The sequence below is a fragment of the Blastococcus sp. SYSU DS0510 genome, from assembly GCF_054050835.1.
Genome location: NZ_JBJHAC010000003.1, coordinates 96,583 through 110,539, shown reverse-complemented (window position 1 = coordinate 110,539; position 13,957 = coordinate 96,583). Strand labels below are relative to the sequence as shown.

The 13,957-nt window shown below is 69.1% G+C and carries 23 protein-coding genes; all 23 read left to right on the top strand.

Annotated features, from left to right (window positions below; all coding sequences use genetic code 11):
* Positions 1–66 precede the first annotated feature (66 nt).
* Positions 67–2,166, top strand: a complete 2,100-nt coding sequence (gene fusA / locus ACI79P_RS03660; protein ID WP_456579671.1) for an elongation factor G — start codon at positions 67–69, stop codon at positions 2,164–2,166.
* 173 nt (positions 2,167–2,339) lie between these two features.
* Positions 2,340–3,533, top strand: a complete 1,194-nt coding sequence (tuf, locus tag ACI79P_RS03655) for an elongation factor Tu (RefSeq protein WP_246982518.1) — start codon at positions 2,340–2,342, stop codon at positions 3,531–3,533.
* A gap of 150 nt (positions 3,534–3,683) precedes the next feature.
* Positions 3,684–3,989, top strand: a complete 306-nt coding sequence (gene rpsJ, locus ACI79P_RS03650) for a 30S ribosomal protein S10 (RefSeq protein ID WP_091929113.1) — start codon at positions 3,684–3,686, stop codon at positions 3,987–3,989.
* Positions 3,990–4,004: 15 nt separating this feature from the next.
* The gene (gene rplC / locus ACI79P_RS03645; RefSeq protein ID WP_456579670.1) at positions 4,005–4,670 is read left to right on the top strand and encodes a 50S ribosomal protein L3; all 666 of its coding nucleotides are present in this window, start codon (positions 4,005–4,007) and stop codon (positions 4,668–4,670) included.
* The gene (rplD, locus tag ACI79P_RS03640) at positions 4,667–5,443 is read left to right on the top strand and encodes a 50S ribosomal protein L4 (protein WP_456579669.1); all 777 of its coding nucleotides are present in this window, start codon (positions 4,667–4,669) and stop codon (positions 5,441–5,443) included. The genes rplC and rplD overlap by 4 nt, the downstream gene beginning before the upstream one ends.
* Positions 5,440–5,742 carry a 50S ribosomal protein L23 gene (gene rplW / locus ACI79P_RS03635; protein WP_091929110.1) on the top strand — a complete coding sequence of 101 codons (303 nt, stop codon included), beginning with the start codon at positions 5,440–5,442 and terminating at the stop codon, positions 5,740–5,742. Before rplD ends, rplW begins: the two co-directional genes overlap by 4 nt.
* A gap of 43 nt (positions 5,743–5,785) precedes the next feature.
* The gene (rplB, locus tag ACI79P_RS03630; RefSeq protein WP_091929109.1) at positions 5,786–6,619 is read left to right on the top strand and encodes a 50S ribosomal protein L2; all 834 of its coding nucleotides are present in this window, start codon (positions 5,786–5,788) and stop codon (positions 6,617–6,619) included.
* A gap of 31 nt (positions 6,620–6,650) precedes the next feature.
* On the top strand, positions 6,651–6,932 hold the full coding sequence (gene rpsS / locus ACI79P_RS03625; RefSeq protein ID WP_091929108.1) for a 30S ribosomal protein S19: 282 nt from the start codon (positions 6,651–6,653) through the stop codon (positions 6,930–6,932).
* A 20-nt stretch (positions 6,933–6,952) separates the two neighbouring features.
* Positions 6,953–7,420 carry a 50S ribosomal protein L22 gene (rplV, locus tag ACI79P_RS03620; protein ID WP_091929107.1) on the top strand — a complete coding sequence of 156 codons (468 nt, stop codon included), beginning with the start codon at positions 6,953–6,955 and terminating at the stop codon, positions 7,418–7,420.
* Positions 7,420–8,361 (top strand): 30S ribosomal protein S3, encoded by a 942-nt coding sequence (gene rpsC, locus ACI79P_RS03615; protein WP_456579668.1) that lies wholly within the window; start codon positions 7,420–7,422, stop codon positions 8,359–8,361. The genes rplV and rpsC overlap by 1 nt, the downstream gene beginning before the upstream one ends.
* Before the next feature lie 3 nt (positions 8,362–8,364).
* Complete coding sequence (rplP, locus tag ACI79P_RS03610) at positions 8,365–8,781, top strand: 50S ribosomal protein L16 (RefSeq protein ID WP_456579667.1); 417 nt, start codon at positions 8,365–8,367, stop codon at positions 8,779–8,781.
* On the top strand, positions 8,781–9,014 hold the full coding sequence (gene rpmC / locus ACI79P_RS03605) for a 50S ribosomal protein L29 (protein WP_456579666.1): 234 nt from the start codon (positions 8,781–8,783) through the stop codon (positions 9,012–9,014). Before rplP ends, rpmC begins: the two co-directional genes overlap by 1 nt.
* Entirely contained in the window at positions 9,011–9,301 is a 291-nt protein-coding gene (rpsQ, locus tag ACI79P_RS03600) for a 30S ribosomal protein S17 (RefSeq protein WP_236825793.1), read from the top strand. Before rpmC ends, rpsQ begins: the two co-directional genes overlap by 4 nt.
* 217 nt (positions 9,302–9,518) lie before the next feature.
* On the top strand, positions 9,519–9,887 hold the full coding sequence (gene rplN / locus ACI79P_RS03595; protein WP_091929103.1) for a 50S ribosomal protein L14: 369 nt from the start codon (positions 9,519–9,521) through the stop codon (positions 9,885–9,887).
* A gap of 2 nt (positions 9,888–9,889) precedes the next feature.
* Complete coding sequence (gene rplX / locus ACI79P_RS03590) at positions 9,890–10,237, top strand: 50S ribosomal protein L24 (protein WP_456579665.1); 348 nt, start codon at positions 9,890–9,892, stop codon at positions 10,235–10,237.
* A 5-nt stretch (positions 10,238–10,242) separates the two neighbouring features.
* On the top strand, positions 10,243–10,827 hold the full coding sequence (gene rplE, locus ACI79P_RS03585) for a 50S ribosomal protein L5 (protein ID WP_456560347.1): 585 nt from the start codon (positions 10,243–10,245) through the stop codon (positions 10,825–10,827).
* A gap of 19 nt (positions 10,828–10,846) precedes the next feature.
* Positions 10,847–11,032, top strand: coding sequence for a type Z 30S ribosomal protein S14 (locus tag ACI79P_RS03580; protein ID WP_091929101.1), 186 nt, complete (start codon positions 10,847–10,849; stop codon positions 11,030–11,032).
* 159 nt (positions 11,033–11,191) lie between these two features.
* The gene (rpsH, locus tag ACI79P_RS03575) at positions 11,192–11,596 is read left to right on the top strand and encodes a 30S ribosomal protein S8 (protein WP_456579664.1); all 405 of its coding nucleotides are present in this window, start codon (positions 11,192–11,194) and stop codon (positions 11,594–11,596) included.
* Between the two features lie 15 nt (positions 11,597–11,611).
* A complete protein-coding gene (gene rplF, locus ACI79P_RS03570) occupies positions 11,612–12,151 on the top strand; it encodes a 50S ribosomal protein L6 (protein ID WP_456579663.1) in 540 nt (179 codons plus the stop codon).
* On the top strand, positions 12,151–12,573 hold the full coding sequence (gene rplR, locus ACI79P_RS03565; RefSeq protein ID WP_456579662.1) for a 50S ribosomal protein L18: 423 nt from the start codon (positions 12,151–12,153) through the stop codon (positions 12,571–12,573). The genes rplF and rplR overlap by 1 nt, the downstream gene beginning before the upstream one ends.
* 49 nt (positions 12,574–12,622) lie before the next feature.
* Positions 12,623–13,237, top strand: a complete 615-nt coding sequence (gene rpsE, locus ACI79P_RS03560; protein ID WP_026857030.1) for a 30S ribosomal protein S5 — start codon at positions 12,623–12,625, stop codon at positions 13,235–13,237.
* A 1-nt stretch (position 13,238) separates the two neighbouring features.
* Complete coding sequence (gene rpmD / locus ACI79P_RS03555) at positions 13,239–13,418, top strand: 50S ribosomal protein L30 (protein ID WP_113811322.1); 180 nt, start codon at positions 13,239–13,241, stop codon at positions 13,416–13,418.
* Positions 13,419–13,431: 13 nt separating this feature from the next.
* Positions 13,432–13,875, top strand: coding sequence for a 50S ribosomal protein L15 (rplO, locus tag ACI79P_RS03550; RefSeq protein WP_456579661.1), 444 nt, complete (start codon positions 13,432–13,434; stop codon positions 13,873–13,875).
* Positions 13,876–13,957 lie beyond the last annotated feature (82 nt).

The window sequence follows — 13,957 nt, the reverse complement described above, 5'->3', positions numbered from 1 at the left end:
CCCGGGGCGCCTCTCGACGTCGCAGCCCCGGCACCCGCACACGGACCTGATCCAAGAGGAGAAGCAATGGCCAGCAACGAGGCCCAGCTCCGCAAGACCCGCAACATCGGGATCATGGCGCACATCGACGCCGGCAAGACGACCACCACCGAGCGCATCCTCTTCTACACCGGTATCACGTACAAGATCGGTGAGGTCCACGACGGCGCGGCCACGATGGACTGGATGGAGCAGGAGCAGGAGCGCGGCATCACCATCACGTCCGCCGCGACGAAGTGCTCCTGGAACGGCCACGACATCAACATCATCGACACCCCCGGGCACGTCGACTTCACCGTCGAGGTGGAGCGCTCCCTGCGCGTGCTCGACGGTGCGGTCGCGGTCTACGACGGTGTGGCCGGTGTCGAGCCGCAGACCGAGCAGGTGTGGCGGCAGGCCGAGAAGTACGGCGTCCCGCGCATGTGCTTCGTCAACAAGCTCGACCGCACCGGTGCGGACTTCTTCCGCTGCGTCGACATGATGGTCGAGCGCCTCGGGGCCAACCCGCTGGTGCTGCAGCTGCCCATCGGCGCCGAGGCCGACTTCATCGGTGTCGTCGACCTGGTCACCATGAAGGCGCTCACCTGGCGCGGCGAGACCAAGATGGGCGAGGACTACGCCGTCGAGGAGATCCCGGCCGAACTCGCCGACCAGGCCGCCGAGTACCGCGAGAAGCTGCTCGAGAACATCGCCGACTTCGACGACTCGCTCATGGAGGACTACCTCGGGGGCGAGGAGATCGAGGTCGACCGCCTGAAGGCGGCGATCCGCAAGGCCACCATCGGCGGGCAGGTCAACCCGGTGCTCACCGGCACGGCCTTCAAGAACAAGGGCGTGCAGCCCCTGCTCGACGCCGTGGTGGACTACCTCCCCAGCCCGCTCGACATCGAGGCGATCGTCGGCACGGCCCTGGACGGCGAGACCGAGGTCCTCCGGCACGCCGACGAGGACGAGCCGTTCTCGGCGCTGGCGTTCAAGATCCAGACCGACCAGCACCTCGGCAAGCTGACCTACGTCCGCGTCTACTCCGGCCGGCTCGACGCCGGGTCCCCGGTGCTCAACAGCACCAAGGACCGCAAGGAGCGGATCGGCAAGATCTACCAGATGCACGCCAACAAGCGCGAGGAGCGTGCGGGCGTGGGGGCCGGTCAGATCGTGGCGGTCAACGGGCTCAAGCAGACGACGACGGGTGACACCCTCTGCGACCCGCAGAAGCCGGTGATCCTCGAGTCGATGTCCTTCCCCGCTCCGGTCATCTCGGTCGCCATCGAGCCGAAGACCAAGAGCGACCAGGAGAAGCTCGGCACCGCGATCCAGAAGCTCGCCGAGGAGGACCCGACCTTCCAGGTGAAGCTTGACGAGGAGACCGGTCAGACGGTCATCTCGGGCATGGGCGAGCTCCACCTGGAGATCCTCGTCGACCGCATGCGCCGCGAGTTCAACGTCGAGGCGAACGTCGGCAAGCCGCAGGTGGCCTACCGCGAGACGATCCGCAAGGCCGTCGAGCGCTACGACTACACCCACAAGAAGCAGACCGGTGGCTCCGGCCAGTTCGCGAAGGTGCAGATCGCCATCGAGCCGCTCCCCACGGGGGGCGACGCGGCGACCTACGAGTTCGAGAACAAGGTCACCGGTGGTCGTGTCCCGAAGGAGTACATCCCCTCGGTCGACCAGGGCATGCAGGACGCCATGCAGTACGGCGTGCTGGCCGGCTACCCCATGGTGGGTGTCAAGGCCAGCCTGCTCGACGGCCAGTACCACGAGGTCGACTCCTCGGAGATGGCCTTCAAGATCGCTGGATCGATCGCCTTCAAGGAGGCTGCGCGCAAGGCCGACCCGGCCCTGCTCGAGCCGCTGATGGCGGTCGAGGTCACGACGCCCGAGGACAACATGGGCGACGTCATCGGCGACCTGAACTCCCGCCGCGGGATCATCCAGGCGATGGAGGAGCGCTCCGGCGCCCGCATCGTCCGGGCCCTGGTGCCGCTGTCGGAGATGTTCGGCTACGTGGGCGACCTGCGCAGCCGCACCCAGGGACGGGCGAGCTACTCCATGGTGTTCGACTCGTACGCCGAGGTCCCGGCCAACGTCGCCAAGGAGATCATCGCGAAGGCGACGGGGGAGTGAGCATCGCAGGGCCGTCCGCGGCCCGAGCAGCGGAGCGACCCCGGAGCCGGGTCATGGACATCGCCAAGGCGACCGGCGAGTAACCGGAGTCCGGGCGGCCCCGCCCGCGCTCCCCGAGCACAGCCCCACCCCAGAGCACGCACCACCTGCGTAACCACGAGGAGAGGAACCCAGTGGCCAAGGCCAAGTTCGAGCGGACCAAGCCGCACGTCAACATCGGCACCATCGGGCACATCGACCACGGCAAGACGACGCTGACCGCGGCGATCACCAAGGTCCTGCACGACAAGTACCCGGACCTCAACGAGGCCTCGGCGTTCGACCAGATCGACAAGGCGCCCGAGGAGAAGGCTCGCGGCATCACGATCTCGATCGCGCACGTCGAGTACCAGACCGAGAACCGGCACTACGCGCACGTCGACTGCCCCGGGCACGCCGACTACATCAAGAACATGATCACCGGTGCCGCCCAGATGGACGGCGCGATCCTCGTCGTGGCCGCCACCGACGGCCCGATGCCGCAGACCAAGGAGCACGTCCTCCTGGCCCGCCAGGTCGGCGTCCCCTACATCGTCGTGGCCCTCAACAAGGCCGACATGGTCGACGACGAGGAGATCCTGGAGCTCGTCGAGCTCGAGGTGCGCGAGCTCCTCAGCGAGTACGAGTTCCCGGGCGACGACGTCCCCGTGGTCCGCGTCTCGGCGCTCAAGGCCCTCGAGGGCGACGCCGAGTGGGGCGACAAGCTCATGGAGCTGATGAACGCCGTCGACACCGCGATCCCGGAGCCGGAGCGCGAGATCGACAAGCCGTTCCTCATGCCCGTCGAGGACGTCTTCACGATCACCGGTCGTGGCACGGTCGTCACCGGCCGCGTCGAGCGTGGCATCGTCAAGGTCTCCGAGGAGATCGAGATCGTCGGTATCCGCGAGGGTTCGACGAAGACCACCGTCACCGGTGTCGAGATGTTCCGCAAGCTGCTCGACCAGGGCCAGGCCGGCGACAACGTGGGTCTGCTCCTCCGCGGCATCAAGCGCGAGGACGTCGAGCGCGGCCAGGTCGTCGTGAAGCCCGGTTCGATCACCCCGCACACCAACTTCGAGGGCTCGGTCTACATCCTCTCGAAGGACGAGGGTGGCCGTCACACGCCGTTCTTCAACAACTACCGTCCCCAGTTCTACTTCCGGACGACGGACGTGACGGGCGTCGTGACCCTGCCCGCCGGCACCGAGATGGTCATGCCGGGCGACAACACCGAGATGACGGTGGAGCTCATCCAGCCCATCGCCATGGAGGAGGGTCTCCGGTTCGCCATCCGCGAGGGTGGCCGTACCGTGGGCGCCGGGCGCGTCACCAAGATCATCAAGTAACACCCTGACGGGCGGCGGCCGGGGAACCGGCCGCCGCCCGGTCATGGGCTCGGGCGTACGAAGCCGGAGCCACCCCCCGGGTCGTCAGACCCACGGGTCAGCAGACCCACTTGATCTTTCACAACCGATCGGCAGGAGCGAGAACAGGCGATGGCGGGACAGAAGATCCGCATCCGGCTGAAGGCCTACGACCACGAGGCGATCGATGCCTCGGCGCGGCGCATCGTGGACACGGTGACGAAGACCGGAGCGCGCGTCGTCGGCCCGGTGCCGCTGCCGACGGAGAAGAACGTGTACGCCGTGATCCGGTCTCCGCACAAGTACAAGGACTCCTTCGAGCACTTCGAGATGCGGACCCACAAGCGGCTCATCGACATCCTCGACCCGACGCCGAAGACGGTGGACGCGCTCATGCGCATCGACCTGCCGGCCTCGGTCGACGTCAACATTCAGTAAGGGCAGTCAGCAGACATGGCGAGCACATTCCGTGGTCTCCTCGGCGAGAAGCTGGGGATGACCCAGGTTTTCGACGAGAACAACCGCCTCGTGCCGGTGACCGTCGTCAAGGCGGGCCCGTGTGTGGTGACCCAGGTGCGCACCCCCGAGGTCGACGGCTACTCCGCCGTCCAGCTCGGGTTCGGCGAGATCGACCCGCGCAAGGTGAACCGTCCTGAGGGCGGGCACTTCACCAAGGCGGGCGTGACGCCGCGGCGCCACCTGGTGGAGCTGCGCACCTCCGATGCGGGGAGCTACACGGTCGGCCAGGAGCTGACCGCCGAGGTGTTCGACGGCGTCGCGAAGGTCGACGTCATCGGCACGAGCAAGGGCAAGGGCACCGCCGGTGTCATGAAGCGTCACGGCTTCAAGGGCCTCGGCGCGGCGCACGGCACCCAGCGCAAGCACCGGTCGCCGGGCTCCATCGGTGGCGCCTCGACGCCGGGCCGGGTCTTCAAGGGCCTGCGCATGGCCGGCCGCATGGGTGCGGTCAAGACCACGACCCTGTCGCTGGTCGTCCACAAGGTGGACGCCGAGCGCGGTCTGCTGCTGATCAAGGGCGCCATCCCCGGCCCGAAGGGCGGCCTCGTGCTCGTCCGTTCGGCCGTCAAGGGCGGGCCCGTGGGGAGTGACGACAAGTGACCTCATCGACCGACACGCGCACCGACCGCCAGGTCGACGTCCGCACCCCGGCGGGGGAGACCTCCGGCAGCGTCACGCTGCCCGGTGAGCTCTTCGACGCCAGCGCGAACGTCTCCCTGATGCACCAGGTGGTCGTCGCACAGCTGGCAGCGGCCCGTCAGGGCACGCACGCGACGAAGACGCGGGGCCAGGTGAGCGGTGGTGGCGCCAAGCCGTACCGCCAGAAGGGCACCGGTCGCGCCCGCCAGGGTTCGACGCGTGCGCCGCAGTTCGCCGGTGGTGGCATCGTCCACGGCCCGCAGCCGCGCAACTACGAGCAGAAGACCCCGAAGAAGATGAAGGCCGCCGCCCTGCGCGGTGCCCTCTCCGACCGGGCCCGCGAGGGCCGGGTGCACGTGGTCTCCGCGTTCGTCGACGGCGACGCCCCCAAGACGAAGGCCGCCCTGGCCACGCTGCACGCCGTCACCCAGGCCAAGCGCGTCCTCGTGGTCCTCGACCGCGACGACGTCCTCAACTGGGTGAGCCTGCGCAACGTGCCCGAGGTGCACCTGATCGAGGCCGGCCAGCTCAACACGTACGACGTGCTGGTGTCCGACGAGGTGGTCTTCACCGAGACGGCGCTGGCGGAGTTCGTCGCGGGTCCGGCCAAGGGCAAGCGCTCCGGCGCGGACCTGCCGGACCTCGCCACCCACGAGACGCCGGGTGGCATCCCGTCCATCGCCCCCGCCGTCGGCGAGGGCACCGTCGAAGAGACCACCGAGGAGAAGGCATGAGCGTCCGCGACCCCCGGGACGTCCTGCTCGCCCCGGTCATCTCCGAGAAGAGCTACGGCCTTCTCGACGGCAACCAGTACACGTTCATCGTGCGGCCGGATGCCAACAAGACGCAGATCAAGATCGCGGTCGAGCAGATCTTCAAGGTGAAGGTCCTCGGCGTGAACACGATCAACCGCCAGGGCAAGCGCAAGCGCAGCCGCGGCGCGCAGATGGGCAAGCGCAAGGACACCAAGCGCGCCATCGTCTCCGTGGCTGCCGGCGACCGCATCGAGATCTTCGGTGGTCCCGGCGCCTGAGCGCCTGGACCGTTCGGACCAGAGATAGAGGACTGAGTCAGCAATGGCTATCCGCAAGTACAAGCCGACGACGCCGGGCCGCCGCGGCTCCAGCGTCGCCGACTTCGCCGAGGTCACGCGAGACCACCCCGAGAAGTCGCTGGTCCGACCGCTGCACGGTCGTGGCGGGCGCAACGTGCACGGGAAGGTCACCGCTCGTCACCAGGGCGGTGGGCACAAGCGCGCGTACCGGGTGATCGACTTCCGTCGCGCCGACAAGGACGGCGTGCCGGCCAAGGTCGCGCACATCGAGTACGACCCGAACCGCACCTCGCGGATCGCGCTCCTGCACTTCGCCGACGGCGAGAAGCGCTACATCATCGCGCCGGCGCGGCTCAAGCAGGGCGACCTGGTGGAGTGCGGCCCCGCCGCCGACATCAAGCCCGGCAACAACCTGCCGCTGCGGAACATCCCGGTCGGCACCGTGGTTCACGCCATCGAGCTCCGTCCCGGTGGCGGCGCGAAGATCGCCCGCTCCGCGGGGACCAGCGTCCAGCTGGTCGCCCGTGAGGGTCGCTTCGCGCAGCTGCGCATGCCGTCGGGCGAGATCCGCAACGTCGACGTGCGCTGCCGCGCGACCGTCGGCGAGGTGGGCAACGCCGAGCAGTCGAACATCAACTGGGGCAAGGCCGGCCGCATGCGCTGGAAGGGCAAGCGCCCGACCGTCCGCGGTGTCGCCATGAACCCGGTGGACCACCCGCACGGTGGTGGTGAGGGCAAGACCTCCGGTGGTCGCCACCCGGTGAACCCCAAGGGCAAGCCGGAAGGCCGGACGCGCAAGCGGAAGGCCAGTGACGCCCTGATCGTGCGCCGCCGGCGCGCCAACAAGAAGCGCTGAGCCCGGGTAACCGGCGGTAGAGGAGAGCCGAATGCCACGCAGCCTGAAGAAGGGCCCGTTCGTCGACGACCACCTGCTCAAGAAGGTGGACGCCCAGAACGAAAAGGGCACCAAGAACGTGATCCGTACCTGGTCACGCCGCTCGACGATCATCCCCGACATGCTGGGCCACACCCTCGCGGTGCACGACGGCCGCAAGCACGTCCCGGTGTTCGTCACCGAGGCGATGGTCGGGCACAAGCTCGGGGAGTTCGCGCCCACGCGCACCTTCCGCGGGCACGTCAAGGACGACCGCCGCTCGCGGCGGGGCTGACCAGGTAGAGAGAGATTCAGATGACTTCCCAGTTGGGACAGGAGGCGCCGGTCGCCCGGGCTACGGCCCGGTTCGTCCGCGTGACCCCCATGAAGGCCCGCCGAGTGGTGGACCTGATCCGCTACCTGCCGACCGACGAGGCGCTGGCGCTGCTGCGCTTCGCCCCGCAGTCGGCCAGTGAGCCGGTCGCCAAGGTCGTCGCCAGCGCGGTGGCCAACGCCGAGCACAACCTGCAGCTGGACCCGGCTGCACTCGTGGTCAGCGCGGCGTACGTCGACGAGGGCCCCACGCTGAAGCGGATCCGTCCGCGTGCGCAGGGCCGGGCGTTCCGCATCAACAAGCGGACCAGCCACATCACCATCGAGGTGAGCGAGGTGGCCAGCAGCGCCGTCCTCGCGCAGAAGTCGCGCAAGGCGCGCCGGGACACCGGTCAGTCGGGCCCGGCCACCCAGCAGTCCACCAGCAACACGAGGGGAGGGACCCGATAGTGGGTCAGAAGGTCAACCCGCACGGGTTCCGACTCGGGATCACCACCGACTACAAGTCCCGGTGGTACGCGGACAAGCTGTACAAGGACTACGTCAAGGAAGACGTCGCGATCCGCAAGCTCATGTCCAAGGGCATGGAGCGGGCCGGCATCTCCAAGGTGGAGATCGAGCGCACCCGTGACCGGGTCCGCGTCGACATCCACACCGCCCGCCCGGGCATCGTCATCGGCCGCCGCGGCGCCGAGGCCGACCGCATCCGCGGCGAGCTCGAGAAGCTCACCGGCAAGCAGGTGCAGCTGAACATCCTCGAGGTCAAGAACCCCGAGTCGGACGCGCAGCTGGTCGCCCAGGGCGTCGCCGAGCAGCTCTCCAGCCGGGTCAGCTTCCGCCGCGCGATGCGCAAGGCCATGCAGTCGGCCCAGCGCAGCCCGCAGGTCAAGGGCATCCGGGTGCAGTGCTCCGGTCGCCTCGGCGGCACGGAGATGAGCCGCTCGGAGTTCTACCGCGAGGGCCGCGTGCCCCTGCACACGCTCCGCGCGAACATCGACTACGGCATCTACGAGGCCCGGACGACCTTCGGTCGCATCGGCGTCAAGGTGTGGATCTACAAGGGCGACGTCAGCGGCTCGCGCGCCGAGCGCGCCGCCCTCGAGGCCCTCGCCGACCGCCAGCAGCGTCGTGAGCGGGCCCAGCGGCCCCAGCGGCGATCGGGCTCCTCGGGCACCACCGCCGGGGGCACCGAGGCCGGGCGTGCCGCGGTCCAGTCCTCGACCGGTCCGGTGGCCGACGCGACGACCGACACCACGGATGCCGTGGTCGCGCAGACCTCCGGTGAGGTCGCTCCCGAGCAGACCATCGCCGAGGCAGCCGGCCCCGAGGCGACCGCTGCCGCCGAGGCTGCGTCGTCGACGGCCCCGCCCGCCCAGAACACGGAGAGCTGAGCCATGCTCATCCCACGGCGCGTCAAGCACCGCAAGCAGCACCACCCGAGCCGCACCGGCCGGGCCAAGGGCGGCACCGAGATCAACTTCGGTGAGTACGCCATCCAGGCCCTGGAGCCGGCGTACGTGACCAACCGGCAGATCGAGTCGGCGCGTATCGCGATGACCCGGCACATCCGTCGTGGCGGAAAGGTGTGGATCTCGATCTACCCCGACCGTCCGCTGACCAAGAAGCCCGCCGAGACCCGCATGGGCTCCGGTAAGGGCTCGCCCGAGTGGTGGGTGGCCAACGTCAAGCCCGGCCGCGTGCTGTTCGAGCTGTCCGGTGTCGCCGAGCCCGTGGCCCGCGAGGCCATGCGCCGCGCGATCCACAAGCTGCCGATGAAGTGCCGCTTCATCACGCGTGAAGGAGAAGTGTGATGGCCGCTGGTCTGACCGCTCCCGAGCTGCGCGAGCTCTCCGCGGATGAGCTCGCCGCGCGGCTGCGCGAGTCGAAGGAAGAACTGTTCAACCTGCGGTTCCAGGTGGCCACCGGCCAGCTGGACAACAACCGGCGACTGCAGACCGTCCGCCGCGACATCGCCCGGATCTACACGATCATGCGCGAGCGCGAGCTGGGTCTCTCGGTCGCCCCGAGCGAGGGTGTGGCATGAGCGAGACCCAGCAGTCGTCCGGCCCCGGACTGGCCGGCCGTGGCTACCGCAAGGTCCGCGAGGGCCTCGTCGTCAGCGACAAGATGGAGAAGACCATCGTCGTCGAGGTCGAGGACCGCGTGAAGCACGGCCTGTACGGCAAGGTCATCCGGCGGACCAGCAAGCTGAAGGCCCACGACGAGCAGGGGGTCGCCGGCGTCGGTGACCGCGTGCAGATCATGGAGACCCGGCCGACGTCGGCCACCAAGCGGTGGCGGCTGGTCGAGGTCATCGAGAAGGCCAAGTAAGCCCAGCAGGAGGCGGCCCGGCAGGGACGCGACGGGTAGGAGTACCCTGAACGACTGGCGCGCACCCCACCGCTCGACGGGGGTCGCGCGCCGCATCCCGGTACCCGTGCTTCGGACGCACCGGCGGCAGCAGCCGCCGGTGCGTCCGCACGCGAGTGCCGGACAGCCGGTTCACCGTTCCGGCCCGGCTGTCACCACAAGTATTGGGGAGTAGGACGTGATCCAGCAGGAGTCGCGGCTGCGAGTCGCCGACAACACCGGTGCGAAGGAGATCCTCTGCATCCGGGTTCTCGGTGGCTCCGGGCGACGCTACGCGGGCATCGGCGACGTCATCGTCGGCACCGTGAAGGACGCGCTGCCGGGTGCCGGCGTCAAGAAGGGCGACGTGGTCAAGGCCGTCGTCGTCCGCACGGTGAAGGAGCGGCGTCGTCCCGACGGCTCCTACATCCGCTTCGACGAGAACGCCGCTGTCATCATCCGCGACAGCGGCGACCCGCGCGGTACGCGCATCTTCGGGCCCGTCGGCCGGGAGCTCCGCGACAAGCGCTTCATGCGGATCATCTCGCTCGCCCCGGAGGTGCTGTGATCATGGCTGCTGCCAGCAACGGCAAGACGCCGTCGATGAAGGTCAAGAAGGGCGACACCGTCCTCGTGCTGTCCGGCAAGGACAAGGGCGCGAAGGGGCGTGTCATCGCCGCCTACCCCAAGCTCCAGCGCGTGCTGGTCGAGGGTGTCGGCCGCGTGCGCAAGCACACCCGCATCAGCTCGAACCAGCGCGGCGCCCAGCAGGGCGGGATCGTCACGCAGGAGGCGCCCATCCACGTGAGCAACGTGATGGTGGTCGACTCCGAGGAGAAGCCGACCCGGGTCGGCTACCGCAAGGACGAGGAAGGCCGCAGCATCCGGGTCTCGCGGCGCACCGGTAAGGACCTCTGAACCTCATGAGCGCACCCACCCGTGAGCTGCCCCGCATGCTCGCCCACTACCGCGAGACGATCGTGCCCGCCCTCCAGTCGGAGTTCGGCTACGAGAACGTCATGCAGATCCCGCGCCTGACGAAGATCGTCGTCAACATGGGCGTCGGCGAGGCCACCCGCGACGCGAAGCTGATGGACGGCGCGGTCCGCGACCTCACCGCCATCACCGGCCAGAAGCCGGCTGTCGTCCGGGCCCGCAAGTCCATCGCGCAGTTCAAGCTCCGCGAGGGCATGCCCATCGGCGCGAAGGTCACCCTCCGCGGCGACCGCATGTGGGAGTTCCTCGACCGCCTGCTGTCGCTCGCCCTGCCCCGCATCCGTGACTTCCGCGGCCTCAACGCCAAGCAGTTCGACGGCAACGGCAACTACACGTTCGGCCTGACCGAGCAGTCGATGTTCCGCGAGATCGACGTCGACAAGATCGACCGTCCCCGCGGCATGGACATCACGCTGGTCACGACCGCGACCAACGACGAGGAGGGTCGCGAGCTGCTCCGCCAGCTCGGCTTCCCCTTCGCCGGCCAGCCCGTCATCACGACCGTCCGCTGAGCCGGGCAGGAGAGAAGAGATGGCCAAGAAGGCGCTGATCAACAAGGCAGCTCGCACCCCCAAGTTCAAGGTGCGCGGCTACACCCGCTGCCAGCGGTGCGGTCGCCCGCACTCGGTCTTCCGCAAGTTCGGCCTGTGCCGGATCTGCCTGCGGGAGATGGCTCACGCCGGGGAGCTCCCCGGCGTCCGCAAGAGCTCCTGGTAGAAGGACTCGGCTGCGCCCCACGACACGCTTCGCGCGCCGCGGGTCCCTGCAGCCGAGCCGTTCCATTCCGTTACTGATCGCCGAGAGGCCCGGCGCCAAGTCCCTGAGACCCGGCGCACGAGGAACCGCGGCGAGAGAGGCACCACTCACGTCATGACGATGACCGATCCGATCGCAGACATGCTGACGCGTCTGCGCAACGCCAACCAGGCGTACCACGACTCCGCGGTCATGCCGTCGTCGAAGCTGAAGACGCACATCGCCGAGATCCTCCAGCAGGAGGGCTACATCGCCGGCTGGCGCGTCGACGACGTCGACAAGGACGGCAACCCCTTCAAGCAGCTGGTCATCGACCTGAAGTACGGCCCCAACCGCGAGCGCAGCATCGCGGGGGTCCGCCGGGTCTCCAAGCCCGGTCTGCGGGTGTACGCGAAGTCCACCGCACTGCCCAAGGTGCTCGGCGGTCTCGGCGTGGCGATCATCTCGACCTCGACCGGGCTGCTGACCGACAAGCAGGCGAACAAGAAGGGCGTGGGTGGGGAAGTCCTCGCCTACGTCTGGTAAGAGGAGCGAGCGAAGATGTCACGGATCGGACGACTCCCGATCGCCGTGCCCGGTGGTGTGGACGTCGCCATCGACGGTCAGACGGTCAGCGTGAAGGGACCCAAGGGCGCTCTCAGCCACACGGTCGCCGCGCCGATCACCGTCGAGCGCGACGAGGACGGCACGCTGCGGGTCCAGCGCCCCAACGACGAGCGGCAGAACCGCGCCCTGCACGGGCTCTCGCGGACTCTGATCGCCAACATGATCACCGGCGTCACCGAGGGCTACACCAAGACCCTCGAGATCGTCGGCGTCGGTTACCGCGTCCAGGCTCGCGGCTCGGACCTCGAGTTCGCCCTGGGCTTCAGCCACCCCGTGCCGGTGAAGGCCCCGGAGGGCATCACCTTCGCTGTCGAGTCCCCGACCCGCCTCCGGGTCAGCGGCATCGACAAGCAGCTGGTCGGTGAGGTGGCGGCCAAGATCCGCAAGATCCGCAAGCCCGACCCGTACAAGGGCAAGGGTGTGCGGTACCAGGGCGAGGTCGTCAAGCGCAAGGTCGGGAAGACGGGTAAGTGATGGCTCAGGCAACTGCTCCCACGAACGGGAAGAGCGCCGGCGGCCGCAAGCCCGTCGGCACCGACATCAGCACGGCGCGCCGCGTCTCGCGGCTTCGTCGGCACAACCGGCTGCGCAAGCGGGTCTCCGGCACGCCGGAGCGTCCGCGCCTGGTGGTCAAGCGCAGCGCGCGCCACATCCACGTGCAGATCGTCGACGACACCGTCGGTCGCACCGTGGTGAGCGCCTCCACCATGGACGCCAGCCTGCGCGGCGCCGAGGGCGACAAGTCCGCCCTGGCCCGTCAGGTCGGTGGCCTGGTGGCCGAGCGCGCGAAGGCCGCCGGCATCACGGCGGTCGTCTTCGACCGCGGGGGCAACCGCTACGCCGGGCGCATCGCCGCCCTGGCCGACGGTGCCCGCGAGGGTGGGCTGGACTTCTGATGACCACCCACCCCACCAGCACGAGCGAGCAGATCGAGAGGGACGTCTGATGCCAGGACCACAGCGACGCGGCGGCGGCGCCGGCGGCGGCAACGACCGCCGGGACCGCCGTGACGGCGGGCGGGGCCCCGGGGGCGCGCCCGCCGAGAAGAGCAACTACATCGAGCGCGTGGTGGCCATCAACCGCGTGTCCAAGGTCGTCAAGGGTGGTCGGCGCTTCAGCTTCACCGCCCTGGTGATCGTGGGCGACGGTGACGGCACCGTGGGCGTCGGCTACGGCAAGGCCAAGGAGGTGCCCGCGGCGATCGCCAAGGGCGTCGAGGAGGCCAAGAAGCACTTCTACAAGGTGCCGCGCATCGCCAGCACCATCCCGCACCCCGTGCAGGGTGAGGCGGCGGCGGGCGTCGTGCTGCTGAAGCCGGCCAGCCCCGGTACCGGTGTCATCGCCGGTGGGCCGGTGCGTGCCGTGCTCGAGTGCGCCGGGATCCACGACGTGCTCTCCAAGAGCCTCGGTTCGTCGAACCCGATCAACATCGTGCACGCCACCATGCAGGCGCTGAAGGACCTCGTCCGCCCCGAGGAGATCGCGGCCCGCCGCGGTCTGCCCCTCGAGGACGTGGCCCCGGCCGCCATGCTGCGTGCGCGTGCGGGCCAGGGGGTGTGACGTGGCGCAGCTCAAGGTGACCCAGATCAAGTCGGCCATCGGCACCAAGCCGAACCAGCGTCAGACGCTGCGTTCGCTGGGGCTGAAGCGGATCAACGACTCGGTCGTCCAGGAGGACCGTCCCGAGATCCGCGGGATGGTCGCGACGGTGCCGCACCTGGTCACCGTCGAAGAAGTCTGAGGAAAGACTCGCTATGACACTGAAGGTCCACCACCTGCGGCCGGCCCCGGGCGCCCACACCAAGAAGACCCGCGTGGGTCGCGGTGAGGGCTCCAAGGGCAAGACGGCCGGACGCGGTACCAAGGGCACCGGCGCGCGGGGCACCGTCGCCGCGCGGTTCGAGGGTGGGCAGACCCCGCTGAACATGCGGCTGCCCAAGCTCTCGGGCTTCAAGAACAACAACAAGGTCGTCTTCCAGGTCGTCAACCTCGACCGGATCGCGGCGCTGTTCCCGCAGGGCGGCCCGGTCAACCCGGACACCCTGGCCGAGGCCGGCGCGGTGCGCCGTGGCCAGCCGGTCAAGGTGCTCGGTACCGGTGAGCTCGGCGGGGTCAAGGTCGACGTCCACGCGAACGCCTTCTCCGCCTCGGCGGCCGAGAAGATCGCCGCGGCCGGAGGCAGCACCACCCGCATCTGAACACGGATCCCCCGGAGGGCCGAACCGGTCGACAGACCGCGACGCGTCCCTCCGGGGGGATCGACACGGGCCCGTCCCGCTC

What these genes read in the sequence shown, in the direction of transcription:
- fusA (WP_456579671.1), top strand. Translation starts at nt 67, where the DNA reads ATGGCCAGCAACGAGGCCCAGCTCCGCAAGACCCGCAACATCGGGATC.
- rpsJ (WP_091929113.1), top strand. Translation starts at nt 3,684, where the DNA reads ATGGCGGGACAGAAGATCCGCATCCGGCTGAAGGCCTACGACCACGAG.
- rplC (WP_456579670.1), top strand. Translation starts at nt 4,005, where the DNA reads ATGGCGAGCACATTCCGTGGTCTCCTCGGCGAGAAGCTGGGGATGACC.
- rplW (WP_091929110.1), top strand. Translation starts at nt 5,440, where the DNA reads ATGAGCGTCCGCGACCCCCGGGACGTCCTGCTCGCCCCGGTCATCTCC.
- rplB (WP_091929109.1), top strand. Translation starts at nt 5,786, where the DNA reads ATGGCTATCCGCAAGTACAAGCCGACGACGCCGGGCCGCCGCGGCTCC.
- rpsS (WP_091929108.1), top strand. Translation starts at nt 6,651, where the DNA reads ATGCCACGCAGCCTGAAGAAGGGCCCGTTCGTCGACGACCACCTGCTC.
- rplV (WP_091929107.1), top strand. Translation starts at nt 6,953, where the DNA reads ATGACTTCCCAGTTGGGACAGGAGGCGCCGGTCGCCCGGGCTACGGCC.
- rplP (WP_456579667.1), top strand. Translation starts at nt 8,365, where the DNA reads ATGCTCATCCCACGGCGCGTCAAGCACCGCAAGCAGCACCACCCGAGC.
- rpmC (WP_456579666.1), top strand. Translation starts at nt 8,781, where the DNA reads ATGGCCGCTGGTCTGACCGCTCCCGAGCTGCGCGAGCTCTCCGCGGAT.
- rpsQ (WP_236825793.1), top strand. Translation starts at nt 9,011, where the DNA reads ATGAGCGAGACCCAGCAGTCGTCCGGCCCCGGACTGGCCGGCCGTGGC.
- rplX (WP_456579665.1), top strand. Translation starts at nt 9,890, where the DNA reads ATGGCTGCTGCCAGCAACGGCAAGACGCCGTCGATGAAGGTCAAGAAG.
- rplE (WP_456560347.1), top strand. Translation starts at nt 10,243, where the DNA reads ATGAGCGCACCCACCCGTGAGCTGCCCCGCATGCTCGCCCACTACCGC.
- ACI79P_RS03580 (WP_091929101.1), top strand. Translation starts at nt 10,847, where the DNA reads ATGGCCAAGAAGGCGCTGATCAACAAGGCAGCTCGCACCCCCAAGTTC.
- rpsH (WP_456579664.1), top strand. Translation starts at nt 11,192, where the DNA reads ATGACCGATCCGATCGCAGACATGCTGACGCGTCTGCGCAACGCCAAC.
- rplF (WP_456579663.1), top strand. Translation starts at nt 11,612, where the DNA reads ATGTCACGGATCGGACGACTCCCGATCGCCGTGCCCGGTGGTGTGGAC.
- rplR (WP_456579662.1), top strand. Translation starts at nt 12,151, where the DNA reads ATGGCTCAGGCAACTGCTCCCACGAACGGGAAGAGCGCCGGCGGCCGC.
- rpsE (WP_026857030.1), top strand. Translation starts at nt 12,623, where the DNA reads ATGCCAGGACCACAGCGACGCGGCGGCGGCGCCGGCGGCGGCAACGAC.
- rplO (WP_456579661.1), top strand. Translation starts at nt 13,432, where the DNA reads ATGACACTGAAGGTCCACCACCTGCGGCCGGCCCCGGGCGCCCACACC.